General features: G+C 36.6%; 13 protein-coding genes. 4 read left to right on the top strand and 9 right to left on the bottom strand.

The genetic code is table 11. The features are described 5' to 3' along the window. The first annotated feature begins 159 nt into the window (after positions 1-159). Together AC07N0_RS00515 and AC07N0_RS00510 are read left to right on the top strand one after the other, a co-directional pair. Positions 160-558: a hypothetical protein gene (locus tag AC07N0_RS00515; RefSeq protein ID WP_494587710.1), complete on the top strand. Its 399-nt coding sequence runs from the start codon at positions 160-162 to the stop codon at positions 556-558. A 42-nt stretch (positions 559-600) separates the two neighbouring features. Then, positions 601-1,194 (top strand): YceI family protein, encoded by a 594-nt coding sequence (locus tag AC07N0_RS00510; RefSeq protein WP_494587709.1) that lies wholly within the window; start codon positions 601-603, stop codon positions 1,192-1,194. Positions 1,195-1,270: 76 nt separating this feature from the next. Here the strand turns inward: AC07N0_RS00510 and AC07N0_RS00505 are convergent, their stop codons facing one another. Together AC07N0_RS00505 and AC07N0_RS00500 are read right to left on the bottom strand one after the other, a co-directional pair. Then, a complete protein-coding gene (locus AC07N0_RS00505; RefSeq protein WP_494587708.1) occupies positions 1,271-1,642 on the bottom strand; it encodes a VOC family protein in 372 nt (123 codons plus the stop codon). A 7-nt stretch (positions 1,643-1,649) separates the two neighbouring features. Further along, positions 1,650-2,702: a PAS domain-containing sensor histidine kinase gene (locus AC07N0_RS00500; protein ID WP_494587706.1), complete on the bottom strand. Its 1,053-nt coding sequence runs from the start codon at positions 2,700-2,702 to the stop codon at positions 1,650-1,652. Between the two features lie 475 nt (positions 2,703-3,177). Here AC07N0_RS00500 and AC07N0_RS00495 point away from each other — a divergent pair, with 475 nt between their 5' ends. Together AC07N0_RS00495 and AC07N0_RS00490 are read left to right on the top strand one after the other, a co-directional pair. Continuing rightward, on the top strand, positions 3,178-4,995 hold the full coding sequence (locus tag AC07N0_RS00495; RefSeq protein ID WP_494587705.1) for a tetratricopeptide repeat-containing sensor histidine kinase: 1,818 nt from the start codon (positions 3,178-3,180) through the stop codon (positions 4,993-4,995). Between the two features lie 47 nt (positions 4,996-5,042). Continuing rightward, complete coding sequence (locus AC07N0_RS00490; protein ID WP_494587704.1) at positions 5,043-5,528, top strand: PH domain-containing protein; 486 nt, start codon at positions 5,043-5,045, stop codon at positions 5,526-5,528. 151 nt (positions 5,529-5,679) lie between these two features. Here the strand turns inward: AC07N0_RS00490 and AC07N0_RS00485 are convergent, their stop codons facing one another. The 7 genes from AC07N0_RS00485 to AC07N0_RS00455 all read right to left on the bottom strand — a co-directional run bounded on the left by AC07N0_RS00485 (position 5,680) and on the right by AC07N0_RS00455 (position 14,007). Next, complete coding sequence (locus AC07N0_RS00485; RefSeq protein WP_494587703.1) at positions 5,680-5,877, bottom strand: YqaE/Pmp3 family membrane protein; 198 nt, start codon at positions 5,875-5,877, stop codon at positions 5,680-5,682. 57 nt (positions 5,878-5,934) lie between these two features. After that, on the bottom strand, positions 5,935-6,510 hold the full coding sequence (locus tag AC07N0_RS00480) for a hypothetical protein (protein ID WP_492800269.1): 576 nt from the start codon (positions 6,508-6,510) through the stop codon (positions 5,935-5,937). Between the two features lie 124 nt (positions 6,511-6,634). Continuing rightward, the gene (locus tag AC07N0_RS00475; RefSeq protein WP_494587702.1) at positions 6,635-8,743 is read right to left on the bottom strand and encodes a beta-galactosidase; all 2,109 of its coding nucleotides are present in this window, start codon (positions 8,741-8,743) and stop codon (positions 6,635-6,637) included. 155 nt (positions 8,744-8,898) lie between these two features. Next, the gene (locus tag AC07N0_RS00470) at positions 8,899-9,591 is read right to left on the bottom strand and encodes a carbohydrate-binding protein (protein WP_494587701.1); all 693 of its coding nucleotides are present in this window, start codon (positions 9,589-9,591) and stop codon (positions 8,899-8,901) included. Positions 9,592-9,858: 267 nt separating this feature from the next. Then, a complete protein-coding gene (locus AC07N0_RS00465) occupies positions 9,859-10,623 on the bottom strand; it encodes a rhamnogalacturonan acetylesterase (RefSeq protein ID WP_492800266.1) in 765 nt (254 codons plus the stop codon). 210 nt (positions 10,624-10,833) lie between these two features. After that, the gene (locus AC07N0_RS00460; RefSeq protein ID WP_492800265.1) at positions 10,834-11,964 is read right to left on the bottom strand and encodes a glycoside hydrolase family 88/105 protein; all 1,131 of its coding nucleotides are present in this window, start codon (positions 11,962-11,964) and stop codon (positions 10,834-10,836) included. Between the two features lie 210 nt (positions 11,965-12,174). Then, entirely contained in the window at positions 12,175-14,007 is a 1,833-nt protein-coding gene (locus tag AC07N0_RS00455) for a rhamnogalacturonan lyase (protein ID WP_494587700.1), read from the bottom strand. Between the last annotated feature and the right edge of the window lie 8 nt (positions 14,008-14,015).

Below are 14,015 nucleotides of genomic sequence, written 5' to 3'. Positions count from 1 at the left end.
CGACTAACGCTCGGTTTGAAGGACGATTTAAGCCCATTTCAATCAATTTTATCAATAATCCATCTTTATTTACTTTTTAAAAGATGTGGGTAATCAGTAGGACTTAAGCCGCACCCTAATAATAATCGATAAATATATTCTAAAACTTATGTAATCATCATGAAAAAATTACTCATCTTTTCGTTACTTATTTTTTCTCATTCTTTGCTAGCACAAAGTACATTTACTGACTGTACCGCTGCCTTTTTAAACAGCAAAATGATTGTTGAGAAATATGATAATTTATCAAAATGTAAGGTTTCATTAAATGCCAAAGGTTCTTTGGCAGTCAGTACTGTTGAACTATCACAGGATAAGGCAAAGGCTATTAATAATATACCTTTTAGTATCGCTATCAAAGACCAAAAAACAGGAACGATAAAGCTTTCTTTTAAAGAAGTGTTTCCCAATATTGATATTCAAAACGTGTTGACAAAATGCAAAAAAGGCGATACGATAGTTTTATTAACCAGTTCTGATCAGTATGCCTTACCCCATAATGAAATTTCGGTTGAATAAGCAATTGACCCATAGCTAATCCTTATCTAAATCCTGTTTACTATGAAAAAACTTATCACCTTATTCTTGTTGTTTGGTTATTTATCAGGTTATGCTCAACAAAAATTCAATTTGTCAGTTACCGAAAGTCAGATTTTTTGGAAAGGTACGCCTGCATTTGGTTATGGTGGACATGAAGGTACTTTAAAATTTTCGTCTGGAAATATTATTGTTTCAAATGATGGAAAGATACAAGGAGGTACTTTTGTCATTGATATGAACAGCATCAAAAATACCGACCAAAAAGATTTAAAAGGACAACGGAATTTAGAGGAACATTTAAAAGCAGAGGATTTTTTTGCAGTCAGCAAGTATCCACAAGCGAATTTTATCATCACTAAAGTCCAACCAACGGCTCAACCTAATAAATATTCGGTAACGGGGAATTTTATTATGAAGAGCATCTCCAACCAAATTGTCTTTACTGCGTTTATTAATGTTAGTAAAGATAATGTTGTTGCCAAAGGGGATTTGAGTATCTATCGTTCCAGATGGGGAATTACTTATAAAACACCCAATTTTATTTCAACAATTAAAGACGATTTAATCGCTGATGAGATACCTATTAAGTTAGATTTGGTATTTAGAAAAATATAGGATTGTACTCTTTACATTTAGCCGGCGACTTAAGTCGCCGGCTAAATGTAATAAGAAAAATCTTTTAATAATCAATCTACCTCTTCTCACTTATATCTTGCCCAAACTGAATTAAATACCCATTATTATCATAAATAGCAAACTCCCGCATTTGCCACTCAAACTCTTCAATGTCATAGCATATCTCAACTTTATCTTTTAATTCATCCCAAAGTTCATCCACTTTGTCCGTATTGATGTAAAAACTACCCGTAAAAACAGGCTTATCAAAAGGGATATGCTCGTTGGGTTTAGCCAGCATAATTTCTACTCCATCTTTGTACAGAGAAGCCCATCCCCATGTTTCATTTTGTTCAGCTACAGCAAAACCTAATATTTTGGTATAAAAATCAATTGTTTCAATTAATTGATTCGTCCACAGTATGGGTCTAAGATTATTAAATTTCATATGTTTGTTATAATGCAATACTATTAGTTTTATTAGGTAAAGTAATTCTGAAAATAGTGCCAATTCCTTCTGTACTTTCAAACGCTATCAAACCTCCTAGCTTTTCTATTAGATATCTTAAGGTATAAAGTCCAAGCCCTGTACCTTCAGATTGTTTCGTAGCACGGTAAAATAACTTGAAGATGTTTTTCTGGAGTTCTTTTTTAATACCAATACCGTTGTCATAGAAAACAATCTTTATTAAACTATTATCCCCTGAAATTTCTATTTTTAGAAAAGAATCTTCTTTATTAATATTTCTATACTTAATGGCATTATCAATAATATTTTGAAATAATGAGACTATGATGGTTTTGTCACAATAAAAATCAAAAGGATATGCTATGTTTTCTACAAAGTCAATATGATTGTAACCTTCCATACTAGCCAAGGATTTTTTTACTTCATCTACTACAGTATAAAAATCTATCAATTCAAAGTAGGGAGCCTGTTTTTGAATTTTCAAAGATTGATTTACTTGTTTTACGGTTTCTAATAATCTACTTGCACTTTCATGGATTAATCCACAATAAGTCTTTAAGGTAGTATAATCAATCGGTTCTTCTTCATCAAGAGTAAGCGCTGTTAGTGCTAAAATACTTGAGATAGGGCTTTTAATATCGTGGGAGAGCCTATAGGTAAACACTTCTAATGATTCGATGGCATTTTTATATTCAGTAATATTGGAGGCAGTTACCCCAACGCCATTACCCACCTTAAAGGCTTTTAATCGATTGCTTTGATTGCCATGGATGGGATGAGTAACGCTTTCTTCTATAATGATAGGCTTACCAGTACGTATTACTTCCATATATTTTTCATGCAAGCCTCTCTCTTTAGCATTCGGAGAAATCTCGAATATATGTTTCCCAATTAATACTTCTCTGTCTAAATGGTAATGTTTAAGCAAAGATTCATTAACATCCAATACGTGTAAGTCACTATCAAATAGTAAAAAATGTAGCTCAGCATTATCAAAAAAAGCAGAACGAAGAGATTGAATTTCATTTGAAGGTTTCATAATTTTAAGTGTTTTAGTATTAAAGAGGAGTCTGAATTAAAGTCTGATTCTTTTGTTTCCGATATTTCTAATTTAAGGTATCATTTTTAGTTAATTAATCTATAGAAATAAGCGATATTAATTTTTAGTAATTATCATAAGATATGATTTGTGCTAACAAAAGGATAAGCTTTAAATATATTGCTCGCTTGTTTATATTTCATAAATAAGCAAAGGGGTAAACAAAACTTTCCATTTAAAATTATCTGATATGTATTCAAGAATCAAATTTCTTTATACTATATTTATAGTAAGCTAAGTTGTGATAACTTACTGAATGAATGCCCAAGCAGTATTTTTACCATATTATCCTTTTAAGATTATGTTTTTTAAAGTTTTTAGGTTAATAATCTTTCTTCTTTTATTTCCTTTCATCGTTTTTTCTCAACAAAAAAAGCTAGAGCAATTACTCTCTAAATGGAATAAACTTACGGTAGTGAATCAGACAAAACCTGATACTGCAACGATTAATTTATTAAATGCCATTTCCTCTGAATATATGGAAACGGTATCTGATAGTGCCTTTATTTACTCTAACAAAGCATTAGCATTAGCAGAGCAAATAAATTATAATAAAGGTCGTGCAAGGGCTTATGCCATGCTTGGCAAGATGCATTATATGAAAGGAAATTATGACCTTTCATTAAACAATAGCCTGATAGCTTTAACGATTAGTAATCAAAATAATGATAAATTGGGGGTGGCTAATGCTTCAAATATCGTCGGACTTATTTATTTGGCTCAGAACAAAATTAATTTAGCGTTAAAAGAATTTTTAAAAGCAGCAGCCATCAATAAAAGCCTCAATAAATTAAATAGACTTTCGGCCAACTACTTCAATATAGGTTTGTGTTATCTGGAGAATAAATCTGATAGCACTATTTATTACCTTTTGCTGTCTAAATCAGTAAGCAAACAAATCAATGAAGAGCATTTGCTGGCGATGGCCGACAACAGGCTTGGAGATTATTATCTACAGAAAGAACAATTAAATAAAGCCATTTTCTACTATTCATCTGTCATTAAAAATACTAGTTATCAGAACGATTGGGAGAATAGTTTTGCCTATACAGGTCTGGCGAAATGTTATTACAAACTGGGCAAATATAAGGCAGCTGTATTCTGTAGTCGGAAAGGACTTGTGTTAGCTCAAAAGACAAATACTAAGTGGGATATAGAGCAAGCCTTAAAGATATTGCATCAATCTTATAGTGCCGTCGGAGATTCAGGCAAGGCTTATCAGTACCTTTTGATGGATAAACAATATAGCGATAGCCTATTTAATGAATCGAAGGATAAAGAAATAAACGCCCTCTATCTGAAACAAAAACAGGCTGAAAATGAAGTATTGACCAAAGAGAATCAAATAGCACAAGAAAAACAGCTTGCCGATAGGATGCTTATTGTGTTTATTATCCTCGTCGCTTTATTCTTGATGGTGATTGCGGTAATGGCTTTTAGGACTGCCTCTAGAACGAAGAAATTATACGACGATTTACAGAAGAAATCTGATTACATCAATACCCAAAATCAATTGATTGAACAGAAAAATGATGAACTAAATAATTCTAACCAAACGAAAGATAGGCTGTTTTCTATCATAGGGCACGACCTGAGAAGTCCCTTCGCAGCGATGTTGGGTACATTAGAACTATTTAAATCGGAAGAGTTAGAGGAGGATGAAAAACAGATGATGCTCGACAAAGTATTTGAGCAAATGACGGTAACATCAGCCATGCTTGAACACCTGTTGACATGGGCAAATAGTCAGCGAGATGGTCTGAAAACTGAAATGATAGATTTGTCATTAACAGGGGTAATTGATGAAATATTAGGTGTTTTTGTGGCTGTGGCCAATGAAAAAAAGATAGAAATTATTCATGAAAAACAAGCATTAACCATCATACAAGCAGATGCTGATCAGGTTCGCATCATTTTTCAGAACCTCATTGCCAATGCTATTAAGTTTACCAAACCCACTGGTAAAATTATGATAAGCTATGAGCAGACTGCTGATAGCATTAAAGTTTTAGTAAAAGACAACGGATTGGGGATGTCGGAAGAAAAGCTAAAACAAATATTTCATGAGTCGGGGAAAAGTATCTCTACCTATGGCACTAAAAAAGAAAAAGGCATTGGTATTGGCTTAATGTTGGTTAAGAGATTTGTTGAGCTGAACAATGCTACTATATCAGTTGTTAGTCAAGTAAATGAAGGAACAACGTTTGTCGTTGAATTTAAGTTATCGGTTTAGTGATTACTTTGCCATTGATTTCTATGAACCCTTTTAGCTAACAGATTATGACACATACAGCTTCCTTAGATAAATTCGTAAAAGTAACGACGGTTGCGATTAATATCTTATTCGCCGTTTCAATCATCAGTTTCTTTACAGTAATGAAAGAAGTTGGGTTAGAGTTTAAATTGATAACAGGAATATTCTTGCTATTAGTCTTCGGACTAGCTTATGCTTATCGACCTATGAGTTATACCATCAACGATAGTAGCCTTATTATCCACAGACCCATCAAAGATTTAGAGATAGAGCGGTATAAAATTGTAAGTGTGGAGGTATTAAATCCTGAAAACTTAGCTTATTCACTCAGGACCTTTGGCGTAGGAGGATACTATGGATATTTCGGGAAATTTGCCAATACCAAAATGGGAAGTATGACATGGTATGCCACCAGAAAAGACAATACCGTTTTGGTAAGAACAACCGAAGACGAAAAAATCATCCTAACACCTGATGACCCGCTAGCTTTTGTGGCTGATTATTATGGATGATAAGGTTTGATTATCGACTGTTGTTTGTGAAGATAGTAAGAATATCAAAAATCTCTCACCGTGGTCTGTGGCACACAGAACACTTTCCTCATGGTGTTCTGTGTGCCACAGACCACGGGAATAGGGAATAAATATAAAAATCATTAGCCATTTATCTATGTTTAATAGCTTTAATCAATTTGTCATTACGTCGTTCTGCTCTAGCATTTTGTAATGATATAACAGCCCATATTGCCGCAGGTATCCAACCAATTAATGTTATCTGTAAAAGCAAACAGATAATCCCAGTGAGTATTCTTCCACGCAGAAGGAATGAAAGAAAAGGGAAGAATATTGCAATTAATGTCATAGAGTATACAAAATTAAGATATTAGGTTGATGTTTTTTATACAGATGCAAAAACAGATTAACTGTATTTTAGTATATTTTCAGTACAAAATTCTCTTAGATGAATATCTCTTGTTTCATCATTGGCAATTTGTACCAATAATGGGAAATATTTGTCTTTATCATACTTTAAAAGACCTGAAACACATTCTATATAAGTTAAAAAGAAATCATCCCGTTCTTCTAATTTTTTCAAAAATATCTCCTCTGCCACCTCAGACTGGTAGAATTTTAATAAGATGACTGCTTTCCAAGATAGTTCACCTTTGTTTTCAAGAATCCAAATGCTTAAATTGTCAACAAGGTTTTCTGGCACATCAAAGGCATCATTTTCTGAACTCTCTTCCAATAAATTTACTACAGCATATAAAAAATCGCTTAACCAAATATCATCTTTATCAGATAGACTAATTGTTGACAATAGCGGATTGATAAAAGCTGAATTGTGTAGTTCACTTAATAATGATGCAAATTTGTTAGTATCTTTAATTTTGTTTGGATTAGCAATTAAGTCTTTTAACTCAGCTTCAAGTAGCTCAGAATTATCAATTAACAAATCGTAGAGTGTTTCAAGTTTTTGGTCTATATCTGTCATTATAGTTGTTGTAAAAATATTGTCGTCATTATCTGCTTCCCTTCTCCGTGGTCTGTGGCACACAGAACACTTACTCCACTGTGGTCTGTGTGCCACAGACCACGGAGAAGGGAAGCAAATAACCCTATTCCTCCTCAACAATCTTAAATCCCCAAGGTTCTAAATCAATATTTTGATTTAGCTGAATACCAGTGTTTGAAATCAGTTCCTTTCCTGATTTAAAAGGATATTTTAAGCTTTTACTTTCGGCAGAATAGTTAAAATAATAATGGATTTTTTTGCCTGCCATATTCGTGCCTTCTTTGGTGATGAGAGGGAAGTATAAGTTTTGATTCGTTCCCCAAAGATTAGCTTTCTTTAGTGCTTCTTTCAATACACCTTCTGTGATTTTCTCAGTCGTCATACAGCCGATATAGGTTGCTACGCCTTTGCCATATTCGTTTTGAGTAATGGCTGCGTATTTGCCCCAAGCTGGGTGTTCATAATAAGCCAATACTTTGGCAGTCGTTGGCGTGATAAGCTCCATCCACGTGTTTACTTTGTTGTTGGCTGTTCCTACCTGATAAGGGTCACCTTTCAACGAAACATTATTGGGAATAGTAAACTGGCTGTATGAAATACCGCACGCCTCGCTGACAATACCTGGTTGAATAGTAGCTCTTACTTTTACGTTTTCGTCCGAGAACCCACTTTTAAAAGTATATATTACATGACCACCGTTCTTGGTAAAAGTATTTAGTCGGTTCAATAGTTCGTCAGATGCCGCATAAAGAGCAGGTACTACAATCAGTTTATACTTTTCAAAATTAGGAGTACTTGGGTCGATAAAGTCGGTGCCGACGTTCATCCGATAAAGGGCGTCGTAAAGCGGACGAAGAATATCATTATAACGCTCTCTAGCGCCCCAACCAAAACTAAAAGCATTGAAGGCCGTTTGGGCTTCATTGCTAAATAGGATGGCTACATCATTTTGCTTTTTAAGATTGATTAACTTAGAACTTAACTTTTCAAAGTCTTTACCAATCGTTTTTGCTTCGTTATAAGTAGGATTTGGTTCAAAATCATGGCTTAATAAGCCTTTCCAATAGGTTTCTGCCGAGTTATGGATGGAATGCCAATGCCAGTATTCTAGCATATTTGCCCCAGAGGCGATATGACTAAAGGCTTGTAAACGCAATTGGTTAGGGTAGGGAACCCACTGCGGAAAACCCTGTGCCTCTGTTTCAATCACCAAATAGTTTTTACCATTCTTCATCGAACGACCTAAATCACCACCAAAAGAAATTTCGATACCTGTCAAAAAATCCTGTGTTGGGTGATAAATATCAACACCCGCATAATCCATTGCTTTGGCAGCATCAAAATGGTTTACATCGGTTTGAATACCATAAGAAATCCCTCGCCAGTCGAAATCAAAGTTTTGGGTGACAAACTGGTTCGGCTTGCTATATTCTTTTACTAAGGCCACTTGCCACGCCAAGTAGTCAGTCACTAATTGTCTTTGAAATTTAGAAAACTCGGCACTTAAACTGGCGTTGATAGAACCCACTGTCGATGGAAAATCATCCCAATTGTTAATTCTATTACTCCAATAGTCTAACCCAAAAGCTTTGTTGATAGCCTCTAAGGTTTTGTATTTTGCTTTCATATAGGCTACAAATGCTTTTTGAACATTATCGCCTGCGGTGTTGTAGTGTTTAGTTTCGTTATCTACCTGATAACCAATGATGGCAGGGTGGTCTTTTACGTGTTCCATTATTTTACGAATCACCCTTTCGGCATGAAACCTAAAATGTTCATTTGTAATATCCATGTTCTGACGAACGCCATATCGGTTTTGTCCCTGAGCAGTAGTAGCCAATACCGAAGGATATTTTTTGACCAACCAAGTCGGTACGGCATAAGTAGGCGTCCCGATAATCACATGGATTCCTCCTTTGTGCATGGCATTCAGAACACGGTCGATATGCGAAAAATCATAGACATTATCTTGTGGTTCAACGGTACTCCATGTTGATTCTGCAATCCTAACCACGTTAATACCTGCCTCTTTCATCATGGCAACATCTTTATCCAAACGTTCGTAAGGCATGTATTCGTCGTAATAAGCTACCCCGAAAAGTAATTTATTGTTGGGACTTTGTGCGGAGGAATACAAAGCATTACCTAATAGCAGCCAAGTCATCAACAGACACTGAGCCATGATTTTGGTGAATAATCTGGGATTTTTCATAATCGAGGAGGAATACAAATATGATACTATTGATTGTTTTTGATTGAAAATTAACCTTTCATTTCAAAAATAATACAAAAATGTATCAAAATGATACAATAAGAGAAATTCTTTTTTGTACTTATGTTGTAAGCGATTACAAAACTTAAAAACACTTAATCTATCTTCCTAAAATTAATATAATCATAATTCATATTACCTACATCAACAGTATGAATCGTAAAAGTTTGAATGCCTTTTTGAAGTTTAATTGTTGCTATATTATCAAGATAATTCCAGTGATGCCACTGACGCCAAGCGATGGTATCTGCGGCTGCAAAGGTTGAAGGGATGGTAATCCGACCAGTTTTAGGGACATCATTTACCGAAAAGGAAATTACTCCATCTTTATTGGCAGTAAACATGATGCCTAATTGATAAGTACCTGCTTGTTGAACATCAATCGTGTATTTTATCCATTCCCCTGGCATCGTCCAGCCCACATATAATTGATTTGGTTTGGTGGGTGCCAAATTATAGCTTGAATTGTCGATGGCTGGGTCTTGAAATTTGGTGTATGAAATATCAACGGATTCGTTGATACGGAAAGAATGTAAATAACTGCCATCCACTTTATTGAGGCGACCGCTTCCTGAGTTAATGCTATCAGCATCATGATAAGCAATACCTTCACCTCCCAAATCATAGTATTCACATTGCAGTTTTCCTGGGATTTTCTGTGCGCCCTTTTTATACAAAGCATCTTGATAGGGAGTGCCTTTATAAAGGGAAGCCTGTTTTTGAGCACTGACTGACTTTAAAGAACAAATTATTACACAGCATAACAGCAACAAGGTATGTTTGGACATTGGAGGAATTATTTACGCGTTAACTTTTCATAGTCTTCCAAGTTAAGTGTATAAGTCGAAATGTACAAGTTGGTTTGTATGGTTCTGTGGAGAGTAGAGAACCCTTATCCCTAGAGAGAGACTTAAGTTTTATAGATTATTAAGTTGTTGCTAATTAAATAGTTAATCACTAGAGAGGGACTTAAGTTCCTCTCTAGTGATAAGAGCATTGATGGTATGACTCTAAGTTATACCATCAGTATTTTTTGAGATTGGCAATCAGTATGATTACTTTAGATATTTATTCAATTTACATTTTTTCACTCCTTTCAAGCCTTCTACTACTGTCTGAGCATTCACTTTTGCTCCTTCGTAATTAGTATGTGTATGGTCGATAGGGAAGTAGTTTTTCTTTAAAGTAGCCTCATCCGACTGCTCGTATTTTACGGCAACCAGTTCGTTTAAATCTACAAAGAAAGCCCCCGTAGTTTTAGCTGTTTCAGCTGCCCATTTTCCATAAGTATCTCTAGGAATTTTTCCACCTTTCCACACATTGCGTGGCACAGGCGAGAAAACGATGGCTTGCGCACCTTTTTCTTTGGTTTCATTGATGTATTTACGCATGTACCAGCCGTAAGTGTGTACGGTTTCATGTTTTTTAGTCATCATATTATCAATCTCTTCGGTCTCTTCGCCGATTCCTTTGATGCTTCCTCTGGCACGTGTACTATCATTCAATGCTCCGCCGTCGTTATGACCAAACTGTATCATCACATAATCTCCTTTTTTAAGATTAGCCATGATTTTATCCCAACGTCCTTCTGTCAAGAATGTACGGCTACTTCTGCCACCAATTGCATGGTTTTCGATATGGATTTTAGTCGTGTCAAAATAATCTTGAATTACACTTCCCCAACCCCATTGTCCGTCAGAACCTTTACCTGAGCCATTTCTCACGGTAGAATCTCCTATGATATACAGCGTAGGTTTTTCTTTTTTAAAGAAGGTAAAAGAAAGAAAAATAATACTTGATAGAATTAAAATGCGTTTCATGTTGTTGTTTTTATGAAAATTTTAACCTCATCCCCCAGCCCCTTCTCCTTCAGAGAAGGGGAGCAGACCTTGGGATTTAAATCTCCCCTCTCTGAAGGAGAGGGGCTGGGGGTGAGGTTGTTATGTCTTGATTGTCAAATATTGATTAACTTGTGAGTAATCGGTAGTACTTAAGTCACCCACTAATAGGAAGGATTAACGCTTAACAGCCTATTTCATTTTCAAAACCTCTGAACCTGCCAATAAAAAACAGCCTAGTCCGAAATCTTCAAAATCTGGTTGTTTGTCAACGCTCAAAGGCTGTCCGTCTTTCGGTTCTTTTCCTGTGCCTTGTACATAACCCAAAAATCCATTAGGTTGCACACAGTCTTTCAACATCGCATTGCTTGCTTTGGCAATGATAGGCAAATATTGTTTTTTGCTCAATAGCCCATGGTTGATACCCCACGCCATCCCATAAGTAAACAAAGCCGTACCTGTTAATTCTTTACCACCAAAGTCAGTTTCATCAGTTAAGCTTACATTCCAGAAGCCATCAGCACGTTGAAGTGGAGGCAAGGCTTTCATCATTTCTAAATAAGTCTTTTGGTATTCTTCACGATGGGGGGCGTTTTTAGGCATAATTTCTAAAACTCTTACTAACGCAGCCACGACCCAGCCATCTCCACGTGACCAGTAACAGTTTTTTCCAGCAGGCGTTTTATAAGGAGGGTCAAAATCTTTATCTCTCCACCAAAGTCCCTCGGCAGGGTTGTATAATCCTTTGTCTCCATGAATCGTCTTGGTATGCATGTACATCTCATACATCTTTTCGTAATAACGGTCATCTTTGTAAATCTGTCCTAAACGAGCAAACACAGGCATTGCCATTTGCAAAGCATCTACCCACGACCAATCGTCTTTTTTAGTACTGTTCACCATGCTATCGATAGACGCTTTGATATCACGGATTCTTTCAGGTTTTTGGTCAATCAAATACAAATCCAAATAGGTTTGTCCACAACATTGGTCATCACCATTACGGGTTTTGATACCATTACGCAAACCCCATTTATGGGCTTCTCCCCATGCCACGGCATAGTCGTAATAACGTTTTTGTTTGTCGACACTATACAAGGCCATCAACCCTTCATAATATACCCCCCGTGTCCAAATATTACTTGGACGAGTTTTATCAGGACGCACAATCGGGGCAGAAACATCAGCCCATTTTGTCATAAAGTAATCGTTGGCTACTGTTAAAGCCTTTAACATTTCCTGTTTTTTAGGAAGTTTCTGTGCCTGTAGCTGACAGATACTTATCAGTGCAAGAAGACAGAGCGTTGTGATGTTTTTTTTCATATCTTTTGTTTGAGTTAGTTGTTAGTTAGTGAGTTAGTGAGTTAGTGAATTGTGAGTTAGTGAATTGTGAGTTAGTGAATTAGTGATTGAGTGAATTGTGAGTTAGTGAATTATGAATGTTATAGCACATCTATAATTCATTCTCCACTAAAACAATCACAACTCACTCAATCACTAACTCACAATTCACTAACTCACAACTCTCTACCCTTACTTCACTTTTATATTCGCCTTCGGTGGAGTTTTCATGCCTGTTCCTAAAAAGTAGCTTGTATGTGGCGGTTGGTTATAGCCTACATTTTGCCAAGCGATGCTTAGTCGGTATTGCGGGTCGTGCATCAACGTCGGTAAACGGTGTTCGGTAGGAATAGTTGTTGAAAAAATACGCAATTCCTTTTTATCATTCGTTTTAAAAATCACCTCCTCACGCCAGTCGCCAAATAAATCGGCACTCAATGCTGGAGTTGATTTTGTACCATTGTTTGAAGAACAGTTTTCAGCAGTAAACAACCTGCCCACTTTGTATTTGTCGATGTGGTTGCCGTCCAATAATTCGCGCGATAAATCACCATCCCACCAAATTACAAAGTTGGTTGAACTCGGATTATCACCAATTTCATCACCTTTTGCATTAAACAGTCCGCCTGAGCCCGACCACCACATTTCAGCACCTTCGTTACTAGGGTCAATGTCTTCGGCTACGCCTCTGCCTGCATCTTGTCCTTCATTTTTACGCCAGATGATTTCACCCGTTTTAGCATCATACAAAGCAGCACCTGGACCTTCGGTTTTTTCTTCAATTTCATGTACACCAAATACTTCTAAGCCAGGGCGAGAAGGGTCTAAATCTGTAACGTGCAGTGCATCACCATGACGCAAGCCAGTCGTAAACAACCCCTGCCCGTTATCATCAACGACCATTGAGCCATAGACAATCTCATCTTTGCCGTCAGCATCCACATCCGCTACCGTTAAGTTATGATAACCCTGTCCTGAAAAAGGGTTACTGCCATCTTTAGAATCAAACACCCAACGAGAGGTTAGCTTACCACCACGCCAGTCCCAAGCAGCTAAAACGGTTCTTCCGTAATATCCTCTACACATAATCACACTCGGTAATTTACCATCTAAATAAGCCACGCAAGCCAAGAAACGGTCGCTACGGTTACCCGATTTGTCATTGCCACCGTTTCCACCTTTGCCACCCCATCCGCCAAGGTCACCTCTGGCAGGGATATAATCGGTAGTCGCTAAAGCCGCACCCGTTAATCCATCAAAAATGGTAAAGAACTCTGGGCCATCTAAAATCTTTCCATCTGCATTTCTATAATCAGCCTTAGCATCGCCTATTACTTTGCCTTTGCCATCGATTGTCGCATCAGCCGTTTTACAAGCAAATTCAGCCTTTCCGTCACCGTCAAGGTCATACACCATAAACTGCGTGTAATGTGCCCCATCACGAATGTTTTTACCTAAATTAATTCTCCACAGTAATGTGCCATCTAGCTTATATGCTTCAAAAATAGGCTCATCAGTAACCCCTTTCTGAGAATTATCTTTAGCGATACCCGCTTGATGAAGGATGATTTCATACACACCATCGCCATCTAAATCACCTACCGACGCATCGTTCGGTGTATATCTATCAGGTGTTTGTAAAGGAATAGAAAGATAGTTTTGTGCAGGGGAATTAGCTGCTAGTACAAAAGACTCACTCGCATTTCCTTCTGTTTTACCCGTAATGGTTTTCACGAAATAGGTATTTACTTTAGCAGAATCTACCTTTTCATCTACGAAGTTGGTGCCTTTTGTCAAAGGCTCTTTATTGAGCTTAACAGCTTTGGCATTGCCTGTTGTTTTGTAAAGGTTGAATTTTGTATCAGGTGCTTCCGTACCCAATAAACGCCAGCTTACAAATACTTTCCCACCGCCTTGGTTGATGGCGATGATACCCCTGTTAAGGTTTTCCATTAAACGTTGTGCCGACGTTTGGAACGATACTGCACAAAGGATAATGATACTTTTTAAAATAGTTAATTTCATTGTTAGTT

It is taken from the genome of Arcicella sp. GW821-FHT09D11 (assembly GCF_059416265.1).
This window is presented reverse-complemented; position numbering and strand designations above follow the sequence as displayed.

Coding starts and splice junctions, on each gene's coding strand:
- AC07N0_RS00515 (WP_494587710.1), top strand. CDS start 160: ATGAAAAAATTACTCATCTTTTCGTTACTTATTTTTTCTCATTCTTTG.
- AC07N0_RS00510 (WP_494587709.1), top strand. CDS start 601: ATGAAAAAACTTATCACCTTATTCTTGTTGTTTGGTTATTTATCAGGT.
- AC07N0_RS00505 (WP_494587708.1), bottom strand. CDS start 1,642: ATGAAATTTAATAATCTTAGACCCATACTGTGGACGAATCAATTAATT.
- AC07N0_RS00500 (WP_494587706.1), bottom strand. CDS start 2,702: ATGAAACCTTCAAATGAAATTCAATCTCTTCGTTCTGCTTTTTTTGAT.
- AC07N0_RS00490 (WP_494587704.1), top strand. CDS start 5,043: ATGACACATACAGCTTCCTTAGATAAATTCGTAAAAGTAACGACGGTT.
- AC07N0_RS00485 (WP_494587703.1), bottom strand. CDS start 5,877: ATGACATTAATTGCAATATTCTTCCCTTTTCTTTCATTCCTTCTGCGT.
- AC07N0_RS00480 (WP_492800269.1), bottom strand. CDS start 6,510: ATGACAGATATAGACCAAAAACTTGAAACACTCTACGATTTGTTAATT.
- AC07N0_RS00475 (WP_494587702.1), bottom strand. CDS start 8,743: ATGAAAAATCCCAGATTATTCACCAAAATCATGGCTCAGTGTCTGTTG.
- AC07N0_RS00470 (WP_494587701.1), bottom strand. CDS start 9,591: ATGTCCAAACATACCTTGTTGCTGTTATGCTGTGTAATAATTTGTTCT.
- AC07N0_RS00465 (WP_492800266.1), bottom strand. CDS start 10,623: ATGAAACGCATTTTAATTCTATCAAGTATTATTTTTCTTTCTTTTACC.
- AC07N0_RS00460 (WP_492800265.1), bottom strand. CDS start 11,964: ATGAAAAAAAACATCACAACGCTCTGTCTTCTTGCACTGATAAGTATC.
- AC07N0_RS00455 (WP_494587700.1), bottom strand. CDS start 14,007: ATGAAATTAACTATTTTAAAAAGTATCATTATCCTTTGTGCAGTATCG.